Origin of the sequence: Pseudoalteromonas sp. DY56-GL79, assembly GCF_041414765.1 — a bacterium.
GTDB classification, from domain to species: domain Bacteria; phylum Pseudomonadota; class Gammaproteobacteria; order Enterobacterales; family Alteromonadaceae; genus Pseudoalteromonas; species Pseudoalteromonas piscicida.
In genome coordinates this window covers 18,204-35,927 of the sequence record NZ_JANHZS010000030.1, presented here as the reverse complement: position 1 = coordinate 35,927, position 17,724 = coordinate 18,204, and the positions used below count along the sequence as shown (strand labels likewise).

Genomic DNA, 17,724 nt, shown 5'->3' with positions numbered 1-17,724 from the left:
ATATTTAATCTCAATAATATCAATGGTTTATATTTGGTTGGTTATTTTTGTTTATTTGTTGTTCAGTGTGAAGCTTTTATGAACTTTTTACCATTTAGGCTGTGCAAAAAACATGCTACTTTGCAAGCTGGATTGTAACTTTTTTGTCAAAACATACTGAATCGTTATTTTCAACACTAAACCTTAATCCTGTAGCGTAATACAAGCTTTTTATAGGTAACTGTTGCTAATTTAGACTTTATAACGACTCTTAACGTTTACCGCATAGCGTCAACATCTTGAATAGCATACAATGAGCCGCTTAAAGTATCAGAAATAGGTTGTTATGACTCAAGCTAAGTCAAATTCCAATGGCAACGATATCCTTTTTGGTGATATTGGGGCGACTTTAAAGCGAATGACGATCCCCATGATATTCGGGATGATCACGCTGATGATGTTTAATCTCGTTGATACTTTCTTTATTAGTATGCTTGGCACCGAGCCGCTCGCTGCAATCAGCTTCACCTTTCCTGTTACCTTTACTGTAATTAGCTTAGCCATCGGGTTAGGTATTGGCACATCCGCCGTTATCGCGAAGGCCTTGGGTAGCAATTTGCTCGATGAAGCCAAATTTGATGCCGCAGTAGCTATTATTATCTCTGCGATATTCGTTTCATTACTGTCTATTCTTGGTTTCATTTTTGTCGATGAGATCTTTATTCTCCTCGGTGCTGGTGAAGCGGTTATGCCATTTATCCACGACTATATGTCGGTGTGGTTCATTGGCTCGATTTTATTGATAACGCCGATGATTGGTAATTCAGTGCTGCGCGCCAGTGGTGATACCAAAACGCCAAGTTTAGTCATGGGACTCGGGGGGTTAGTAAATGCGGTGCTGGACCCGATATTAATCTTCGGATTTGGGCCAATTGATGCAATGGGTGTAAAAGGGGCTGCAGTGGCCAGTGTGTTATCTTGGAGTCTTGGGGTAACTATTATTTTATATTTGCTGATAGTTAAAAAACGTCTTATCTCACTGTCTGCAAAATACACCAGCTTCACAAATGCGGCAAAAAAAATTCTCACCATCGGCCTGCCTGCAGCTGGCGCAAATATGCTGACGCCGTTGGCAATGGCGGTAATGACCGCACTTATTGCCAGTTATGGACCAGAAGCTGTGGCCGCATTTGGCGTTGGGAGTCGTATCGAGTCTATCGCAAGTCTCGTGGTTTTGGCGCTTTCTATGACTTTGCCTCCTTTTGTAAGTCAGAACTTTGGTGCAAAACAATACCAGCGTGTGTCTGATGCCTATACCCAAACACTTAAATTTGTGCTTGGTTTTCAATTTGCGGTCTATCTATTACTGGTATTGAGCGCTTACTACATCAGTCATACTTTTGGTAATGAGCCTGCTGTTGTTGAAACCATACAGCTATTTATTTATATCATGCCGCTAGGATACGGCCTTCAAGGCGTGATCATATTAACCAATTCATCATTTAATGCGTTGCATAAACCGATGAATGCGCTCATTCTAAGTGTGATCCGACTGTTCATATTTTATGTACCCATTGCTTATATAGGCTCACAGTTGGCTGGGTTGCCAGGGCTATTTGCAGGCGCTGCTTTGGGGAATTTATTTACCGCAGCCATTGCTTACAATTGGTTTAAGAAAGTGATCAATGAAATTGCAGCAAGCGAGGTTCAAAAGGAGGCGTAATGGAAGATAAGTTTCAGCTAGTTTCTGAGTTTCAGCCAAACGGTGATCAACCAACAGCGATTGCTCAGCTGTGCGATGGTTTAGAATCAGGCCTTGCACATCAAACCTTGCTGGGGGCTACAGGGACGGGTAAAACCTTTACCATGGCCAACATCATTAATAACCTTAACCGCCCAACGATTATTATGGCGCATAACAAAACGCTGGCGGCGCAATTGTATGGCGAAATGAAAGAGTTCTTTCCTCATAATGCGGTTGAGTATTTCGTCTCTTATTATGACTATTATCAACCCGAAGCCTATGTCGTTGCCAGCGACACTTTTATTGAGAAAGACGCGTCTATCAACGATCACATAGAACAAATGCGTTTATCTGCGACCAAAGCGTTGCTTGAGCGCAGAGACACTATCATCGTCGCCTCTGTTTCAGCGATTTATGGCCTTGGTGATCCCGACTCTTACATGAAAATGATGCTGTTATTGAAAGTCGGTGAAACCATTGATCAGCGCGACATGTTAAGGCGCTTGGCAGAACTACAATACACGCGTAATGATATGGACTTTAGTCGTGGTACCTACCGAGTTCGCGGTGAAGTTATTGATATTTTTCCTGCGGAATCGGAAACCATTGCGGTACGGGTTGAGATGTTTGACGATGAAATAGAGCGGATCAGTTTATTTGATCCCTTGACTGGCGCCGTTGAAAAACACCTGGTTCGCGCGACTATTTATCCAAAAACTCACTATGTAACGCCAAGAGAAAAGATCCTTGATGCCATTGAGCGCATTAAGGTGGAACTCAAAGAGCGTCGTAATCAATTATTGGATAAAAATCGCTTAGTCGAAGAGCAGCGCATCGCTCAACGTACACAGTACGACATTGAAATGATGACCGAGCTTGGCTATTGCTCTGGTATTGAAAATTACAGTCGATATTTATCGGGACGCGCACCAGGCGAGCCACCACCAACTTTGTTAGATTACTTGCCGGATGATGCGCTTATGATCATCGACGAGTCTCACGTTACCGTTTCGCAGGTGGGGGCAATGTACAAAGGCGATCGCAGTCGTAAAGAAAACTTAGTTGAATATGGCTTCAGATTACCGTCTGCGCTAGATAATAGACCACTAAAGTTTGAAGAGTTCGAAGCGATTTCGCCGCAGACCATTTATGTTTCGGCGACACCCGGTGATTATGAATTGAATAAATCAGCGGGTGATGTTGCTGAGCAAGTGATTCGCCCAACAGGGCTATTAGATCCAGAAGTAGAAGTGCGTCCAGTTGCAACTCAAGTTGACGATTTGCTCTCTGAGATCTACAAACGGGTGGAAGTGAATGAGCGTGTGCTGGTTACTACGCTAACAAAACGCATGTCAGAAGATCTGACCGATTATCTTAACGATCATAACGTTAAGGTGCGTTACTTACACTCTGACATCGATACCGTTGAGCGTATGGAGATCATTCGAGACCTACGCAAAGGCGTTTTTGATGTACTAGTCGGCATCAACTTGTTACGAGAAGGCTTGGATATGCCTGAGGTTTCATTGGTTGCCATACTTGATGCAGATAAAGAAGGCTTCTTACGCTCGACGCGCTCTCTTATTCAGACAATTGGCCGCGCGGCACGTCACTTACATGGTAAAGCTATTTTATATGGTGATAGGGTGACCAACTCGATGCGCCAAGCTATAGATGAAACGCAAAGACGTAGAGAAAAGCAAGAGGCGTATAATGAGGCTAATGGCATTACACCAACGGCGCTCAATAAGAAGATCACGGATGTAATGGATCTCGGTGAGGAAGTGGCTGATGACAAAGTGGTGGATATCGATGCCAAGTTTAAACCAGGTATGCCTGCAATGGATGCGAAAGAGATCGCCAAAGAAATAGACCGACTTGAAGCACAAATGATGAAGTTTGCTAAAGAGCTTGAGTTTGAAAAAGCAGCTCAAGCGCGCGATCAAGTTCAGATCTTACAAAAGCGTTTGATTAAAGCCTAGGGCTAAAACGTCGGCTTTAAAGAATAAAAAAGCATGTATAGACCACATGCTTTTTTATTGGTTGGGTAGGCCGCTTTAGAAGCGGTAGCTGACACCTAGAGATAGGCTCGATGTATCCAAGTCACCCATATCAAGGTACTTGTAGCCAAGGTTAACTGCCATACCGTTATCCCAGTCATATTGCCAACCGGCTTCAGCAACAAAGCCGATACCATCGTCGGTAATTAATTTAGTGCGGCCACGAGTGATTTCGTAATCGTAATAGTTTGCACCTAGTTTGCCGTAAAAGTAGCTGTTGTCGGAAATTTGATAGTAGCCTTTTGCCGCAACAACAAAGTTATCAAATTCTAAGTTATTAGCACCAAGACCAAACAAAGTTTTGTTATTTTGTGTGCAGGTAAACTTGCGATCATTTTCATCTTCACACTTCCAATCATCTAAGTCTTCACCGCTGTTATAACCTAATTCCAGCGCCAAAATTGGCGTAAAGTGATAGTTGTAATACAGGTAGGCTTGGCCTACACCATCACCATCTTTACTTGAGCTTTTATAAGAAGCGCCACCGCCAGAGATGTCTAAACCAACGCGATGCGTCTCGTTATTTTGTTCTGCAAAAGACGATAAACTTGTTGTGAGTAATGCAAGAGATAAAAGCGCTTTAATTTTCATAATCAATGTCCGTTGTGGTTAACTTGAGGACAGTATAAATAGCGTTGGTGTCAAGGTCTGTTGGGGGGCTGTCATAAAGTGTAAGAAGGCGTCGAATTCAGTTTGCTTTATTTTACAAATATAAATAGTTGCACTTGCTAAGTGCTTTTAACTGTCTTAGGTTTTGCAATGAACGTTTGGTATTTTAGTATGGTCGTCAATGTCAAAATCGCAGCAATAAGCCCACTCCATATGTGATGCATGATCAAATGACTTGCAATGAACATAGGCACGTCTTGCCAACCATCAATTAACAAAAGTTTACTCACTAGCAGCGAGTAACCGAGCAGGTGCGCGAAGAGAACAAACTTAAAGGATTTAATAAATTTGCTTTTTGCATTGACTGGCAGGGCTGGGAGGTTGAGGTGTAACGCGACGATAAAGGCTACCGAGAGCACAATACTGACTACTCCTAACCCGAGTAATGAGGTTTTTATCAACACCATGGAGTAGACAAAAGCAAGTAACATGAGCCAGCCTAACAATTACGGAAAACGCAGTTTATATACGCTTAGGTTTTGAGTCTATTCGAATTATTCTAAGGATTAGGTAGTGATTTTCTGAGTGATCGCTCTATACTAAAAGCCGATTTTATCAATAGTTTGTAAACCGATGTAACATTGCCCTATATTTTCGCGGCATGTTTCGCTATAAATGCAATGTTATGTCGTAGTAAATTCGAATAAAACAATAATTATTATAGTAATTAAGACCAAGTTGGGAACTAGGGAAATGAAATTCGCTTTTAAGGATTTTTTGTTTGATAGCAAAGAGCTAAAGCTTTATAAAGACGACAGAAAGCTAAATTTAAAACAAAAACCTGCTCAGATATTGGAGTTATTTTTATCCGCTCCTCAAACTATCCACAGTAAAGAAGACATCTTAGAGAAAGTATGGCCAGATCGAAAAGTCACAGATCAGGTCGTATTTCAAAATATTGGCCATTTACGAGCTTTGTTCGGTGATGATGCTATCAAAACCTTTTCACGAAAAGGGTATCAATGGCAGATCCCTTGTACGGCTTTTGAAGGGACTGCGGAAGCTCAGGCTTCATCGCAGGCTTCACCTCAAACAGCGACCAATGAGTCGACTAAAGTGGATGTACAACCGGTGGAAGAAGAAACGGTAGTGACTGAATCACCTTCTGAAGTGCTCGAAAGGCCTGGATCTAGTGGTAGCAAGCTGCCTATGTTTGGGCTTGCGGGTGTACTTGTGTTGCTAGCCTTGGGTATCTACTTTACGTTATCGTGAGTCAAATTTACTTGAGTTGAGGTTGTGTCATGTTGCAAACGTTGTATATCACAGGTGCTGGGGTGAGTGCCGAAAGTGGTATCCCAACCTTTCGAGGAGAGGATGGCTTTTGGACGATAGGTTCGGCTAATTACACTCCTCAAGAAATGGCTACGCGCGCAATGTATAAATCGCAACCGGCAGAATTCTTAAAATGGTATTACCATCGTTTTGTGACTTACCGTAATCACGGTCCTAATCAAGTTCATCAATGGCTTAGTGATAAAAATGTGATCACGCAAAATATTGACGGTTTAGATGGTAAAGCGGGTAATAACCACTTTATTGCGATCCATGGACGTGTTGATCAGGTGACACCCTTTCATACCCAAGGTGAGCCCACGGAGTGCTTTACTGCCCCTTGGGATGAGGTAGACGAAAGTCGATTGGCCGAGTCGTTGTTAGCACTTTTCAAGATTGCTCAACGAGGGCCTGAAAAAGGCGTGTCACTTAAGCCATATGTATTGTTATTCGACGAATACTACACCGATCTGTATCGTATTAGCGAAGCACAGTCACGAATGTATGCCGCGGATCGAATGATTTTTATGGGCACTTCCTTTAGTGTCAATATCACTCAAATGGCCTTGGAAATAGCAAGGCACAAAGCAATTCCGATAGAAGTGGTTGATCCAAACCCTGCGCACTTACTTTACGAACAAGTCACCTATCACCGCATGACGGCAAGTGAATACATCGCCAGTTTGCCAACCTCTTAATTTAAAGCCTGAGGAAAGTTAGCCGGCATTACTTTGATAGTAAGTGGCTAGCAGAAATTGTTTATATTCACTGAGCCTATGTTGTTGTAGGAGGTGTGATTCAATTACTTTGGCGTTGTGGTTTTCCACTGCGCTTGTATGTCGCCTTTCGATTTCCATCAAGCCAAGTAAAGCGCTTAATTCTTGAATACTCAGTGGCGCAGTATGGCTATTAAAAGCTAAGTAGCATTCTAGAGGTGTTAACTTTTTTGCGTTTCTCTGACTCAGTGCATTTTGAAGTAGCTCTTTGCTTTCAAAGTGCAATAAGGTTCTAAGGTAATTTAGACCGTTATCTTTCGCGGGCATTTGCGATAAAAGAATATGTAGGATGTTATTCCCTTGCGGGTTAAGGTTATTGATTTGCTCAGCTTGGATCAAAGGTGTTGAGAAAAAGGCAAACTTCTCCAAGGAGTTAATCGCAGCTATCATCGCTTCTGGAAAGCATGCTGCTTGTAAGCAAATACTCGCTATATCTTGATAGTGGCCATAGAGTGCAGTGTTACCCTGCGCACTTTGAAAAAGAAACTTGAGGACTTCAATCTGCTCGTCTTTGGTCGCGTGTGCGTACACGGCTTTTATTTTTTCTATATCCGCGCTTTTTAACGCTAGCAAAAACTGAGTTAGACTATTATTCGACATGCATAGAACCACAATTTATTATTTAATGCTCACGCAATATGATAGCCTATTCGCCTGCTGTTTTGCTCAATTTATAACGATAATAACAAAGAGACGATAACGTGTTGCACTTTAAGATAATCCTGCTTACTTGTTGCCTACTATTAAGTCAGCTAGTTCATGCTAATGAGCGTTTATATGATGCTTTTATTAAAGAAATTCAGCAACAAGAAACACGTGATAGCGCACTTCAAAAAGTCGACCAAGTATTAGAGTCGGGCTTAACGCCGGAAGAAGTTGCCGATGTTCACCATAAGACCACTGTTGCATTAAAAAACGGTTTCCAGCTCGAAGAGGCACATAAATGGGCGGAGCGTTTTAAACAGGTATTACTCTTGCATAATTTACCCGAATATGAAGCTAAATACTCTTTAACGTATGGTGACCTCATGCTTAATGAGGGAAGGTTTAGCGATGCCATTAGTCATTTACAGGTCGCGGTTACTCAGCTTTCTGAGCTAAAAAAGTATCGCTTGCTTAGCCATGCACATCGCTTTCTAGGCGCTGCATATACTCAAAACGGTGATTATAAAAACGGTGTAAAGAGCTTTGAGATGTCGATTGAAATTGCAAGGAGTCATGAGCTCCCTGAGTTGCAAATATTGGCGATTACTCAGCTTGCAGATACCTATTCAGAGTTATCCTTACCTGACAAAGCCCTTGAGCTATTACAACAATCAATCGCGGTGCTAAAAAGCCAAAAACAGGAAAATATCGTTTTACTTGGACAGCTTTACTATAACTTGGGGGGCGCGCACCAAGTGATTGGCGACCATGAAAAGTCATTAGCAGCCTATCAAACTGCTTATGACTATGACATCAAAGGGGGCAGTGTCGTTTACTCAGCCTATACTTTGATCCGCATTGGCCGTGAACAAATGAAACTCAACCAATATAAAAATGCACAAGCGTCATTTGAAAAAGCATTTACGATTTTCGAGGAGAATGACCACACCAGAAATCAGGGCTGGGCGCTGAGCAATTTGGCTGAAGTTAAATTAAAAGCAAATGAAAAAGCTAAGGCTAAAGAGTATGTTGAACAAGCGCTAGAGTTAATTGATCCGGTACAAAGTAAAGTGCTTTATCAAGAGACGATGACTACCTATGCGCAAATTGTTTTACCTGAACGAGCCGATTTCTTTATAAAAAATATGGAGCAAATTATAGCGCAAAATGAAGTTCAGCCAGGCCTTAAAGTTACCGCTTTGCTGGTGTTGAAAGATGCCTACAGCACGAAAGGTGACTTTGAATCTGCGCTTAACTACCACCTGCAATATGCGGAGTCTAAAGTTTCTCAGCTTAAAAAAGAAGCCAGTCAAAAAGCCTTGGCCTATCAGATGGATACCGAGTACCAGAAGAATCAATATGAGCTACAAAGTCTAAAAACACAGCGTGATGTAGAGCTGGCCGAACAGCGCGTAGAACAAATAGTAACGGCAGCAGTGGTGGGAGTTTTGGTCGTTTTACTGAGCGCGTTCTTATTACTTGCGAGAAACAAACGTCGCGCACTGGAACTTGAGAAGCAGCTTCTCAATAAAACCTTGGATTTAAAGCAGCAACTACTTGCAGATATTTCTCATGAATTAAGAACACCGCTTACCGTACTGAAGCTGCATATTGAATCTTTGGAACATAATTTGGTGGAAAATCCCCAGCAGAGCTACAAAGTGCTTAACCGCCGTCTTGATACTCTTAACACATTAATTAAAGATATCTACGAACTCGCGCAGGCAGATACCGGCAGCCTTAACTTGGCGTTAGAGCGCGTCAATGCCAAACAAGCCTTTATTGGTCTTGTTGAAGATATTGATGACTTTGTGACGGATGAAGGGCTTGAATTTAATGCCAATATAGAACTACCAGATGAACTGGAAATCGACATTGACGTAACTAGGCTAGCTCAGGTATTCAATAACTTGGCTCGTAATAGTGTAAATTATACCGACAAGCCGGGAGAAGTCTGTGTGGATATTAGCTATCAAAGCCAGCAGATCCAATGTGTTATTGAAGATTCAAGTCCTGGTGTGGGCGATGAAGCTCTAGGGAGATTGTTTGAACGTTTGTTCCGCTGTGATAAGTCTCGTAGCCGAGATCTTGGTGGCTCCGGCTTAGGTTTATCTATTTGTCAAAAACTGGTTGAATTGCACGGTGGCAGCATTGCCGTTGCGCATAGCGAATTAGGTGGGTTGAAAGTGAGTGTTATTATACCTTGTGAGTAATAACACAAACCTGCTTTTACCTAAGGTTAAATACTCAGTGCGATTTTACGTTGTGATATGGTAAAAGCTCGCCGCGTAAAGCGGCTCCCACCAGAGGTTATATATTACGTGTAGGAGCGATTTCACATCGCGATAGGTACAACACCGCAACTACAAAAAGTTGCGTTCAAATCGCTTAAGTACTATGGGCTTTACCTTTGCAGCGGTGAGTATCAGCATAATAAAAGCGACAATAAACCAGATGGGGTGATTACCATGCTCTGCATACCAGCTCACTCCACTAATGAGTTTTACATCACTTTTCAGTATATTGGCTTCGAATTGTGGAATGGCATGCTGAACTTTGCTAAGCGGATCGTAAACACCAGTGATACCATTATTCGTTACTCGAATTAATGGGCGCTGTAATTCTAAGGCACGCATGCGAGCGATCTGCATATGCTGATGTGGGCCGTGGGAATCACCAAACCAAGCGTCGTTGCTCACAGTAAAAAGAATATCTGACTCAGAGGTAAAGTTACCTCTGACAAGCTCGCTAAACGCGATTTCGTAGCAAATAGCGGGTAACACATGCAAACCGTTCGCAAGTAGGTTCGGTTGTATCGCATCACCTCGAGTAAATGACGACATCGCTAAGTTAAAAAGAGGGGCTATAGGACGCAATAGGTCTTCGAACGGTACAAACTCACCAATAGGCAACAATTGGTGCTTCTGGTAGCGGTTTTTGTGCAGGTAGTGATATTGCCCTTCGCTGTCTTCTTTTTCCTTTTTACCAAGCGTGATCAGCGTGTTGTACGCGGTTCTGGTATCAAACTGATAATCGGGAATGCCCGTTATCAGTGCAGTGCCATTAAACGCGGCGGCTTTGTCCAGCCCTTCTAAAAATGGGTAGGCGATATCTTCAAATTCAGGAATAGCGGCTTCCGGCCACACCACTAAATCAACGCCTTGCCAGTTAGGTCTGGTCATATCTCGATATTTAGACATGGTAGGCCAAAATTGCTCAGGCTCCCAGCGCAGACTCTGCTTGATATTACCTTGTACAAGTAAAGTGGTGATTTCATCTCCCGAGTATTTCAGTGGGCCTTGAATGACTGGCACACTGTATAGACCGGCAATGCCAGCGAAGCTGACTATGGTGAGATAAATAGCACGTTGTTTAAGTAGATAGTAAAGGCTTGTTGTCGCTAGAATAACTAGCAATGTTAAGCCAAATTCACCGATCCAAGGGGCTAAACTGCTCAGAGGCGAGTCAGTTAACGTATAACCAAAGCTAAGCCAAGGGAAGCCCGTGAGCATGTGGCCTCGCAGCCACTCGGTAATGGCAAACCCCGCAACAAGTGCCAGCACCCGTTGCCAAGGTGTGCGAGTAAAGTAGCTAGCAAAAGCAAATGCCAATGTCGGGTAGATGGCAAGATAAGCACATAGTAATGCCATCAACAGCACTGAGACAGGTAAGGGTAAACCACCAAATTCAGCGATAGAGACATGCACCCAGCTTATGCCAAGGGCAAACCAGCCAAAGCCAAATAAAAAGCCATATTTAGCCGCGAGCTTTGGACTGGGTTTATCGGTAAGCCAAGTCGCTATAATCAAGCTGACAAACGCGATAGGCCAAAAACCAAAAGGAGAATAAGCAAAAGTAAGCGCACAGCCAGAAATGAGTGCCAGCCATGCAAACTTATCTTTTGCTAGGTTACTCAGGTTAGATACTAGAGTCTTCAACATGTTCAGTTTTAGGTACACTTACTTGAATTTGTAAGATCCTCCGGTTATCGGAGTTAGTTACCTTAAACTGAAGGGGATCTATGTCTATAGTTTCACCACGGCTTGGCATATGGCCAAATGCATGAAGAATAATACCGCCAATGGTATCGGCTTCTTGGGTGTCGTAGTTGGTTTTGAAGAATTCGTTGAATTCATCCAAGGGCGTGAGTGCTTGTACGGTATAAACATGTTTAGACAGCTGACGAATATCTTGTTGCTCTTCGTCGTCATCATGTTCATCTTCGATTTCACCAACAATGGTTTCGAGAATATCTTCGATAGTAACCAGTCCAGATACACCGCCGTATTCATCAATCACGATAGCCATATGGTAACGTTTTTGACGGAATTCGTTGAGCAGGGTATCGACACGCTTACTTTCAGGCACGACCACGGCGGGACGAAGATATTCGCGGATACTTGGCAAATCGCTCTCTTCGCGCAAAATCAAAGGTAAGAGATCTTTGGCAAGTAAGATGCCTTCTACGTGGTCTTTGTCTTCACAAATCACAGGAAAACGCGAGTGTGAAGATTCTACCATCATAGGGAGTTGAGCACTGAGCGGCTCATCTACATCAAGTGTAATCATTTGCGAACGTGGGATCATGATGTCACGTACTTTCAGCTCTGAAACGCTGAGTACACCTTCCATCATATCTTTGGTTTCTGGGTCAATCAGCTGGCGCTCTTGCGCATCAGCGATGACTTCAGCCAGTTCTTCTTTATTTTGGGGTTCCCCTTGCAGCATCTGTGTGATGCGTCCCAGCCAGGTCTTGCTAGAAGAACCCTGACTACTTTGCGAGTTATCGTCGCTCATTAGTTGTGTCTGCTCCGTTAATTTAACAATCGTCTCTGTAAGGATCTGCGATATTCAAAGAAGCGAGAATTTGCTTCTCTATTGTTTCCATTTCTACCGCGTCTTGTTCATTTATATGGTCAAATCCAAGTAAATGCAAGCAACCATGGATAACCATATGGGCGAAGTGGTCATGAAAGGTCTTTTCTTGCTCTATGGATTCTTGGTATACCACTTGGGGACAAATAATTAAATCACCAATAAGTGGCAACTCAATCCCCGGTGGCGCATCAAATGGGAAAGACAACACGTTGGTTGGCTTGTCTTTGCCCCTGTACTGGCTATTGAGCTCTTGGCTTTCGTGCTCGTCAGCGATGCGAATCGTTAATTCCGCTTCTTCGCGAAATTGCGTTAATGCATGTTCTGCCCATAATTGAAATTGTGCTTCGGATGGCAAGTTTTCAAACTCACAAGCCAATTGCAAATCTAGCATTAAGTCCATGGTTTATTCCTCAGAAGGTTGCTGTTTCGCTTGATGCTTTTCAGCTTTAGCGAGACGCTCTTGTTCTTCTTTCTTCTCGTATGCTTCGACGATACGAGCAACCACAGGGTGTCTAACTACATCGTGAGATTTAAAGAAGTTAAATGAAATCTCTTCTACATCATTGAGCACTTCTATCGCATGACGAAGTCCAGAGCGCGCACCACGAGGTAAATCGATTTGCGTGATATCACCGGTGATCACCGCTTTTGAATTAAAGCCAATCCGCGTTAGAAACATCTTCATTTGTTCAGTCGTGGTATTTTGGCTCTCGTCCAAGATAATAAACGCGTCATTGAGTGTTCGACCGCGCATATACGCCAAAGGTGCAACTTCGATGACATTTTTTTCGATTAAGCGCTCAACTTTTTCAAAACCAAGCATCTCGAATAGGGCGTCATAAAGAGGGCGAAGGTAAGGGTCGATTTTTTGTGTTAAATCACCCGGTAAGAAGCCCAGCTTTTCACCAGCTTCAACCGCTGGACGAGTGAGGAGGATGCGACGTATTTCTTGACGTTCTAGCGCATCAACCGCTGCTGCAACAGCAAGATAGGTTTTACCTGTACCCGCAGGACCAACACCAAAGGTAATATCGTGAGTTAAGATATTAGCGACATATTGGCTCTGATTTGGGTTACGAGGCTTAACCACACCGCGACGAGTCTTAATATAGACTTCTTTGTCCCACACGGTTGGCGCGTCTTGTTCAAGTACGTTCGCTTCTGTGATAGCCAGATGAACCTGATCCGGTTCGATTTCTGTCATTTTTCCTTTCACAGGCTGAGTATCAACATATAGAGATTTTAGAATATCCACAGCTGCTTTTGCCGTTACCGCTTGTCCGGTCACTTTAAACCAATTGTCACGGTGCGCGATTTCAACTCCAAGGCGACGTTCTATTTGTTTTAGATTTTCGTCGAACGGACCACAAAGTGAAGAAAGGCGGTGGTTATCTGCGGGTTCTAAGTAAATTTCTATATTCTTTATCTGATTACTCAAAATGTCTTCCTATAAAAATGACGCTAGCCGAAGCTAGCGCACAATTTAAAAATGCTAGGGGGTAAAAGTACCAACACCTAATTCATTAATTTCAGGTTCTTGTGGTGCTTTATTTAAGATATCCGACGGTTTTACGTCACGACGTAAATCCATTTCTGCTTCAGTACGGATAAGTTCACCACGTAACGAGTTTGGTAATGCCTCAGTAATACGTACATCGACGAATTGGCCGATCACTGAGTGTGGGCCTTCAAAGTTTACAACGCGGTTATTTTCGGTTCTACCACGCAGTTCCATTGGGTTTTTCTTCGATGGGCCCTCAACCAAAATACGCTGCTCGGTATCGTGCATCTTGCGACTGATATCCTGCGCCATTTGGTTGATACGGTTCTGTAGAAGATACAGGCGTTCTTTCTTTTCTGATTCTGCAACATCATCAGGTAAGTCGGCTGCTGGCGTACCAGGTCGCGCTGAGTAGATGAAACTAAAGCTCATATCAAAGCCGATATCATTAATCAGGTTCATCGTCGCTTCAAAGTCTGCGTTCGATTCGCCTGGAAAACCAATGATGAAATCTGAAGACATGCTTAGGTTCGGACGGATCTTACGTAGCTTGCGGATCGTTGACTTGTACTCAAGCGCAGTATGACCGCGTTTCATAAGGTTTAGAATACGGTCTGAACCACTTTGTACCGGTAGGTGTAAATGGTCAACAAGCTCTGGCACATCCGCATAGGCTTCAATGATATCTGGTGTAAATTCAACCGGGTGAGATGTTGTATAACGAATACGGTCAATACCGTCAATTGCTGCAACGTAGCGAATTAAGTCAGAGAAGTAACAAATTTCACCATCGTGCATTTCACCACGGTAAGCATTTACGTTCTGACCGAGTAAGTTCACTTCACGTACACCTTGCTCCGCAAGCTGAGCAACTTCAAGGAGCACATCATCTAAAGGACGGCTTACTTCTTCGCCACGCGTGTACGGTACAACACAGAACGTACAGTACTTAGAGCAACCTTCCATAATTGAAACAAATGCACTCGGGCCTTCAGCCTTTGGTTCAGGGAGACGGTCAAATTTTTCAATTTCAGGGAATGAAATATCAACGACAGCACCTTCTTTGCTTTGCACCTGCTTGATCATCTCTGGTAGGCGGTGCAATGTTTGTGGGCCAAACACGATATCAACAAATGGAGCGCGCTGACGAATGGTGTCGCCTTCTTGTGATGCTACGCAGCCACCAACACCGATAACAAGATCAGGGTTTGTGTCTTTTAGTAGTTTCCAACGACCAAGTTGGTGGAATACTTTTTCCTGTGCCTTCTCACGAATCGAGCAAGTATTGAGTAGGATCACATCAGCTTGCTCAGCTTCTTCTGTAAGCTGATAGCCATTTGTTGAATCCAAAAGATCCGCCATTTTCTGGGAGTCATACTCGTTCATCTGACAACCCCAGGTTTTAATATGCAGTTTTTTACTCATTTAAATATTGCCTCGTTTACAACTCGGTGTTTAGCACTACGCGTTTCTCGTGCAGGCGATGCTGAATTGATATCATTATGCCTAAAGGACGCGTATTTTATATGACCTATCTTGTCTAGCCAAGTATAGATTTTAACTTTCAAAATGTGGATCAATACAGGGTGTTTTAAGCAAACATCTGTTTTTATATGCGTTACAATGCGCAAAGACTCAATTAAGTGGAATATGGCATGAAAAACAAGGCTCTGATAGTCGGTGGTGGCATGGTTGGTGCGGCGTGTGCTGTTAAGCTAGCGAAGCAAGGTGTTGACGTAACCATTATTGAACATTCTCCCATCTCACCTGATGCAATACTCGCAAGTGATAAGGTAGATATTCGCGTTTCTGCTATCAATCGCTTTTCCGAGCAGTTATTGGATGAACTCGGTGCTATGCCTGTGTTAAGAAGCGCCAGAGCTGCGGTTTACAAGCAGCTAGAAGCCTATGAGGATAAGCCTGGACAGTTGATATTTGATTGTGAAGCGCTAAACGCCTCGCACTTAGGCCACTTAATTGAGAATAACCTCATTCAAGCTGCCTTGTGGCAACAGTTTAAGGAATTTGATATCAAAGTGGTTTCACCTGAGGGGATCCCAAAGCGCATTGTTCATAATGATGATTCCGTGACGATTGAGTATCAAGCAGCATCCTTTACCGCCGATTTGTTAATTGCAGCTGATGGTGGCCGTTCTATCGTAAGACAAATGAGTGGCATAGGCGTGACGGGGTGGCAATATGAGCAACATTGTATGGGGCTACTTATTAAACTCGATGCGCCGCAGCAAGAAAAAACATGGCAGCAATTTAAGCCATCAGGTCCCATTGCCTTTTTACCTATGCAGTATCCGTATGCCAATCTGATTTGGTATGACAACGGCAATAAACTCAATTTACTTAAGCAACTAGATAAGCAGGCGCTAAAACAAGAAGTAAAAGCAGCATTTTTTGAGCTACCCGGTGACTTTGAGATTGAAGAAGTGGCGGTTTTTCCTTTAGCAAGGCAACATGCTAACCAGTACGTGAGCGAACGAGTGGTATTAGTAGGAGATGCAGCTCATACCATTAATCCGTTAGCAGGGCAGGGAGTAAACCTTGGCTTTAAAGACGTAGCGGCGCTTGCTAAAGCGATTGAGTCAAAAGAAGATATTGGTGACAGTAGCGCACTACATCATTACGAGTCAAAGCGTAGGAAAGACAACCTCTTGATGATGAGTATGATGGATGCGTGTTATTTTGGCTTTTCGAATCAAGTAACACCGTTAAAGCATTTGAGAAATCTGGCGCTGAATGTGGCGAATAAAGCTGGGCCGTTAAAAAAAGAAGTGCTTAAGCACGCCATGGGAGGAGTTGGTTTTTAATCTTTGTTCTCTACACTGAGCGTGTTACACCAATTTACTTAATTAAGTGATCTTTTTGATGGAGCAAGTATTAGGATAAATTGGTATTACTGCACGCTTCATTATTTAGTGCCGAGATTATCTCATCAGTGTTAGCTTATCGACCACATACATCAATGTATTAATATCAAATTTTCCATCTAGCCTTAATAACCAATCACTGTTGGGCTGCAAAATGTAAGCAGTTTGAACTCCTGAAGGTCTGATAGAAGAAAAAATATGTTTTGCTCCGTGAGTAGCGGTAAATACATTTGCTTCGTCTATAACGCCAAGTTCAGCACTGACTTTCTGCATGTCTTCACTCTGTATATCAAACGTGCCATTGAAAGCTCGTGTCATAAACTCAAGAGGTGTTAAATCATACTTGTTAGGTAGACCAGCAAGTGCGGTAGCGCCAGTTATCCAGCTTAACGATAGTTCAGAAGAGTTGTCGTTAATCACAACTGAGTAGGTATCGTTAGTAAAAGTTTGGAATGAAACTTTATTTGCCTGCTCTGAGGGCTGACAGTAGCTAAAATGCTGAAGTGCTATTTCTATGTGTGATGGAGAGCAAATTGAACTAGCCTTTGCTTCTACAAAGCTAGGTATACTTAAAATGATTAATGAGAATAAAAGAAATAAAAACTTTAGCACTTTCTTTCCTAATGTGAAGAAAGTTTGAAAGTAGCATTAGTAAAATGAGCTAGGAATGAATAAAGAGGAAAGAAATTGTTACTAAATGGTGCGGAAAGAGAGACTTGAACTCTCACATCCGAAGATACTGGAACCTAAATCCAGCGCGTCTACCAATTCCGCCACTTCCGCACAGTAGATATTTATTTGTAGCTAACATCTCAAAAAGAGATGGCTGGAGTACCAGGATTTGAACCTGGGAATGGCGGGATCAAAACCCGCTGCCTTACCGCTTGGCGATACTCCAGCAATAGAGGTAAGTTCAAACCTTATTTAGCCCAGATTTGAGTTAGGCTACCTTACCGCTTACACTTCGTGTCGAGACGATACCCAGCAATAGAGGTAAGTTCAAATCTTATTTAGCCCAGATTTGAGTTAGGCTACCTTACCGCTTCCACTTCGTGTCGAGACAATACCCAGCAATAGAGGTAAGTTCAAGAGTTTGAGTTCTACTTGAAAGAACATGGTGCGGAAAGAGAGACTTGAACTCTCACATCCGAAGATACTGGAACCTAAATCCAGCGCGTCTACCAATTCCGCCACTTCCGCACAGTAGAAATTTTATTTGTAGCTAGCATCTCAAAAAGAGATGGCTGGAGTACCAGGATTTGAACCTGGGAATGGCGGGATCAAAACCCGCTGCCTTACCGCTTGGCGATACTCCAAC

Annotated in this window: 15 protein-coding genes and 4 tRNA genes; 6 read left to right on the top strand and 13 right to left on the bottom strand. The window is 43.0% G+C overall.

The genetic code is table 11. The features are described 5' to 3' along the window. Positions 1 to 325: 325 nt before the first annotated feature. Together NO992_RS19700 and uvrB are read left to right on the top strand one after the other, a co-directional pair. Entirely contained in the window at positions 326 to 1,702 is a 1,377-nt protein-coding gene (locus tag NO992_RS19700) for an MATE family efflux transporter (RefSeq protein ID WP_045965927.1), read from the top strand. Beyond that, on the top strand, positions 1,702 to 3,705 hold the full coding sequence (gene uvrB, locus NO992_RS19695) for an excinuclease ABC subunit UvrB (protein WP_039491921.1): 2,004 nt from the start codon (positions 1,702 to 1,704) through the stop codon (positions 3,703 to 3,705). The genes NO992_RS19700 and uvrB overlap by 1 nt, the downstream gene beginning before the upstream one ends. Before the next feature lie 75 nt (positions 3,706 to 3,780). Here the strand turns inward: uvrB and NO992_RS19690 are convergent, their stop codons facing one another. Then, a complete protein-coding gene (locus tag NO992_RS19690) occupies positions 3,781 to 4,374 on the bottom strand; it encodes a porin family protein (protein ID WP_010370395.1) in 594 nt (197 codons plus the stop codon). Positions 4,375 to 4,511: 137 nt separating this feature from the next. Then, positions 4,512 to 4,883, bottom strand: a complete 372-nt coding sequence (locus tag NO992_RS19685) for a hypothetical protein (protein WP_371380015.1) — start codon at positions 4,881 to 4,883, stop codon at positions 4,512 to 4,514. Positions 4,884 to 5,145: 262 nt separating this feature from the next. Between NO992_RS19685 and NO992_RS19680 the strand changes: the two genes are divergently transcribed. Both NO992_RS19680 and NO992_RS19675 read left to right on the top strand, forming a co-directional pair. After that, entirely contained in the window at positions 5,146 to 5,664 is a 519-nt protein-coding gene (locus NO992_RS19680; protein ID WP_017217951.1) for a winged helix-turn-helix domain-containing protein, read from the top strand. Positions 5,665 to 5,693: 29 nt separating this feature from the next. Continuing rightward, positions 5,694 to 6,422, top strand: coding sequence for a Sir2 family NAD-dependent protein deacetylase (locus tag NO992_RS19675; RefSeq protein WP_017217950.1), 729 nt, complete (start codon positions 5,694 to 5,696; stop codon positions 6,420 to 6,422). Between the two features lie 18 nt (positions 6,423 to 6,440). Here the strand turns inward: NO992_RS19675 and NO992_RS19670 are convergent, their stop codons facing one another. Then, positions 6,441 to 7,100 carry a hypothetical protein gene (locus tag NO992_RS19670; protein WP_371380013.1) on the bottom strand — a complete coding sequence of 220 codons (660 nt, stop codon included), beginning with the start codon at positions 7,098 to 7,100 and terminating at the stop codon, positions 6,441 to 6,443. Positions 7,101 to 7,201: 101 nt separating this feature from the next. Between NO992_RS19670 and NO992_RS19665 the strand changes: the two genes are divergently transcribed. After that, a complete protein-coding gene (locus NO992_RS19665; RefSeq protein ID WP_371380011.1) occupies positions 7,202 to 9,358 on the top strand; it encodes a tetratricopeptide repeat protein in 2,157 nt (718 codons plus the stop codon). A 150-nt stretch (positions 9,359 to 9,508) separates the two neighbouring features. On the opposite strand, the gene lnt is transcribed toward NO992_RS19665, so the two are convergent. From lnt to miaB, 5 genes are read right to left on the bottom strand one after another with little or no spacing between them, the layout of a single operon-like run. Beyond that, the gene (gene lnt / locus NO992_RS19660) at positions 9,509 to 11,086 is read right to left on the bottom strand and encodes an apolipoprotein N-acyltransferase (RefSeq protein WP_045989653.1); all 1,578 of its coding nucleotides are present in this window, start codon (positions 11,084 to 11,086) and stop codon (positions 9,509 to 9,511) included. Further along, positions 11,064 to 11,942: a CNNM family magnesium/cobalt transport protein CorC gene (gene corC / locus NO992_RS19655; protein ID WP_222242576.1), complete on the bottom strand. Its 879-nt coding sequence runs from the start codon at positions 11,940 to 11,942 to the stop codon at positions 11,064 to 11,066. The genes lnt and corC overlap by 23 nt, the downstream gene beginning before the upstream one ends. Before the next feature lie 22 nt (positions 11,943 to 11,964). Beyond that, positions 11,965 to 12,423, bottom strand: a complete 459-nt coding sequence (gene ybeY, locus NO992_RS19650) for an rRNA maturation RNase YbeY (protein ID WP_010370421.1) — start codon at positions 12,421 to 12,423, stop codon at positions 11,965 to 11,967. A gap of 3 nt (positions 12,424 to 12,426) precedes the next feature. Then, positions 12,427 to 13,461, bottom strand: coding sequence for a PhoH family protein (locus NO992_RS19645; protein ID WP_010370423.1), 1,035 nt, complete (start codon positions 13,459 to 13,461; stop codon positions 12,427 to 12,429). Positions 13,462 to 13,515: 54 nt separating this feature from the next. Next, positions 13,516 to 14,949: a tRNA (N6-isopentenyl adenosine(37)-C2)-methylthiotransferase MiaB gene (gene miaB, locus NO992_RS19640; protein WP_222242577.1), complete on the bottom strand. Its 1,434-nt coding sequence runs from the start codon at positions 14,947 to 14,949 to the stop codon at positions 13,516 to 13,518. Positions 14,950 to 15,179: 230 nt separating this feature from the next. Here miaB and NO992_RS19635 point away from each other — a divergent pair, with 230 nt between their 5' ends. Then, a complete protein-coding gene (locus NO992_RS19635) occupies positions 15,180 to 16,346 on the top strand; it encodes an FAD-dependent oxidoreductase (protein WP_222242578.1) in 1,167 nt (388 codons plus the stop codon). A gap of 117 nt (positions 16,347 to 16,463) precedes the next feature. Here NO992_RS19635 and NO992_RS19630 read toward each other — a convergent pair whose 3' ends face one another. From NO992_RS19630 to NO992_RS19610, 5 genes are all read right to left on the bottom strand, one after another. Further along, complete coding sequence (locus NO992_RS19630; protein ID WP_222242579.1) at positions 16,464 to 17,018, bottom strand: hypothetical protein; 555 nt, start codon at positions 17,016 to 17,018, stop codon at positions 16,464 to 16,466. An 86-nt stretch (positions 17,019 to 17,104) separates the two neighbouring features. Further along, a tRNA-Leu gene (locus NO992_RS19625) sits at positions 17,105 to 17,189 on the bottom strand. A gap of 40 nt (positions 17,190 to 17,229) precedes the next feature. Further along, a tRNA-Gln gene (locus NO992_RS19620) sits at positions 17,230 to 17,304 on the bottom strand. 217 nt (positions 17,305 to 17,521) lie between these two features. Then, positions 17,522 to 17,606, bottom strand: a tRNA-Leu gene (locus NO992_RS19615). 41 nt (positions 17,607 to 17,647) lie between these two features. Beyond that, positions 17,648 to 17,722: transfer RNA gene (locus NO992_RS19610), tRNA-Gln, on the bottom strand. Between the last annotated feature and the right edge of the window lie 2 nt (positions 17,723 to 17,724).

Bases quoted from the DNA above. Each gene is read 5' to 3' on its own strand.
- NO992_RS19700 (WP_045965927.1), top strand. From the start codon at position 326: ATGACTCAAGCTAAGTCAAATTCCAATGGCAACGATATCCTTTTTGGT.
- uvrB (WP_039491921.1), top strand. From the start codon at position 1,702: ATGGAAGATAAGTTTCAGCTAGTTTCTGAGTTTCAGCCAAACGGTGAT.
- NO992_RS19690 (WP_010370395.1), bottom strand. From the start codon at position 4,374: ATGAAAATTAAAGCGCTTTTATCTCTTGCATTACTCACAACAAGTTTA.
- NO992_RS19685 (WP_371380015.1), bottom strand. From the start codon at position 4,883: ATGTTACTTGCTTTTGTCTACTCCATGGTGTTGATAAAAACCTCATTA.
- NO992_RS19680 (WP_017217951.1), top strand. From the start codon at position 5,146: ATGAAATTCGCTTTTAAGGATTTTTTGTTTGATAGCAAAGAGCTAAAG.
- NO992_RS19675 (WP_017217950.1), top strand. From the start codon at position 5,694: ATGTTGCAAACGTTGTATATCACAGGTGCTGGGGTGAGTGCCGAAAGT.
- NO992_RS19670 (WP_371380013.1), bottom strand. From the start codon at position 7,100: ATGTCGAATAATAGTCTAACTCAGTTTTTGCTAGCGTTAAAAAGCGCG.
- lnt (WP_045989653.1), bottom strand. From the start codon at position 11,086: ATGTTGAAGACTCTAGTATCTAACCTGAGTAACCTAGCAAAAGATAAG.
- corC (WP_222242576.1), bottom strand. From the start codon at position 11,942: ATGAGCGACGATAACTCGCAAAGTAGTCAGGGTTCTTCTAGCAAGACC.
- ybeY (WP_010370421.1), bottom strand. From the start codon at position 12,423: ATGGACTTAATGCTAGATTTGCAATTGGCTTGTGAGTTTGAAAACTTG.
- miaB (WP_222242577.1), bottom strand. From the start codon at position 14,949: ATGAGTAAAAAACTGCATATTAAAACCTGGGGTTGTCAGATGAACGAG.
- NO992_RS19635 (WP_222242578.1), top strand. From the start codon at position 15,180: ATGAAAAACAAGGCTCTGATAGTCGGTGGTGGCATGGTTGGTGCGGCG.